1 protein-coding gene is annotated in these 1,483 nt (G+C 47.9%); it reads left to right on the plus strand.

Annotated features, from left to right (window positions below; translation table 11 throughout):
- Positions 1-299 precede the first annotated feature (299 nt).
- The gene (lpxD, locus tag GNE10_RS34420; RefSeq protein ID WP_185570496.1) at positions 300-1,346 is read left to right on the plus strand and encodes a UDP-3-O-(3-hydroxymyristoyl)glucosamine N-acyltransferase; all 1,047 of its coding nucleotides are present in this window, start codon (positions 300-302) and stop codon (positions 1,344-1,346) included.
- The last annotated feature ends 137 nt before the right edge of the window (positions 1,347-1,483 follow it).

A 1,483-nucleotide genomic window follows, 5' to 3' on the forward strand; every position in this document is an offset into this window, starting at 1 on the left:
GGAGTGGGGAGTTAAGAATTATTCTGCTTGTCTCCCTTGTCTCCCATCCTGCGGGTTCGCGCTAGCGTCTCCCAAAGAAAAGCTAAAGCTACATCTCCCGGTTGGTGAGCGTTCGCGTAGCGTCTCGTAGAGAAGTCGAACCACATCTCCCCCATCCCCCCACCTTTCACTCCCTAATCCTCGTAACAGTCTGTGGTTTTTTGAGATTTTTCCAGTACAATTGCTGATTGACAAACGCAATGGTATCTTAGCGTGTTACTCATGTAATAACTCTAGAACTAGATTTGCGTTTTTTACTAATGAAATTCAGCGAAATCCTACACCAGTTTGGCGATGCAGCTACGGGTCATAGCTTAAGTGTCAATCCAAAGCACGATCCAGAAATTACCGGAGTAGCGGCTATTGATGAGGCTAATAACGGTAATCTCAGCTACGTGGAGAAAGCAAAATTTGGATCTTCCATTGCCAAGACCAATGCTAGCGCTTTAATTTTGCCCCAGGATGAAAAGTTACAGGCCGCGGCCCAAGAGCGTGGTATTGTTTGGCTCAGCACTCCAGAACCACGATTATTGTTTGCTAGAGCGATCGCAATTTTTTACCAGCCATATCGCCCACTCCCAGAAATTCATCAAAGCGCTGTGATTCACTCCACTGCCAAAATTGGTAACGATGTTTATATTGGCCCTCACGTTGTGATTGAACAAGGGGTGGAAGTTGGTAATGGCGCAATTATCCATCCGAATGTGGTGGTTTATCCAGATGTGAAAATAGGCGATCGCACTATCTTACACGCCAATTGCACTATTCACGAACGCACACAAATAGGTGCAGATTGCGTAATTCATAGTGGCGCTGTCATCGGTGCAGAAGGCTTTGGTTTCGTTCCCACCCGCACTGGTTGGTTAAAAATGGAACAATCTGGCTATACGGTGTTAGAAGATGGTGTAGTGGTTAGCTGCAACAGCGCCATTGACCGCCCAGCGGTGGGAGAAACACGGGTAGGCCGCAATACAGTAATTGACAACTTAGTGCAAATCGGTCATGGTAGCCAGATTGGTGCTGGTTGTGCCATCGCAGGTCAAGCCGGCATGGCCGGGGGTGTCAAACTGGGGAATCGCGTTATTTTAGCTGGACAAGTGGGAATCGCCAATCAAGTGAAGATCGGAGATGGGGCAATTGCATCCGCTCAAACTGGAATTCACAGCGATGTTCCACCAGGGGAAATCATCTCTGGAACTCCCGCAGTTCCCCATAAGTTATATCTCAAGGTATCTGCTATTTATAGTCGTTTGCCAGATATTTATCAATCATTGAAAGAATTGCAACGTAAATTTAACAATAGCTAGTAGAAGTCATTGGGCGTGGGGCATGGGGCAAGCAGGAGGTGTGGGAGGTGTGGGAGGTGTGGGAGGTGTGGGAGGTGTGGGAGGTGTCGGAGGTGTGGGAGGATGGTGAAGAAATTTTTCCCCCTCTCTCCCCACAC

The organism is Nostoc sp. 2RC, assembly GCF_014222165.1.
Taxonomy (GTDB): domain Bacteria; phylum Cyanobacteriota; class Cyanobacteriia; order Cyanobacteriales; family Nostocaceae; genus Nostoc; species Nostoc linckia.

Bases quoted from the DNA above. Each gene is read 5' to 3' on its own strand.
- lpxD (WP_185570496.1), top strand. From the start codon at position 300: ATGAAATTCAGCGAAATCCTACACCAGTTTGGCGATGCAGCTACGGGT.